The following is a 319-nucleotide window of genomic DNA, read 5'->3' on the forward strand; positions in this document are numbered from 1 at the left end:
TCCATCAATGGTGAATGGAACGCATGACTCACCGACAACCGCGTCGCCTTACGCCCCTCCCCCACCAACCGCTCCACCACAACACCAACCGCACCCTCAGCACCCGAAACCACCACCGACGACGGACCATTCACCGCCGCCACCGACACACCCTCAACCAACAACGGCAGCACCTCCGCCTCGGTCGCCCGAACCGCCACCATCGCCCCACCACCCGGCAACGCCCCCATCAACCGCGCCCGAGCCCCCACCAACCGGCACGCATCCGCAAGCGAGAACACCCCCGCCACATACGCCGCAGCCACCTCACCAATCGAAT

General features: G+C 66.1%; 1 protein-coding gene. It reads right to left on the reverse strand.

Annotated elements, in window-relative coordinates:
- The coding region (locus IH09_RS36280; protein ID WP_190233537.1) for an acyltransferase domain-containing protein at positions 1–319 on the reverse strand (319 nt) is incomplete at both ends.

This window comes from Streptomyces celluloflavus (assembly GCA_000720995.1).
GTDB lineage: Bacteria > Actinomycetota > Actinomycetes > Streptomycetales > Streptomycetaceae > Streptomyces > Streptomyces celluloflavus.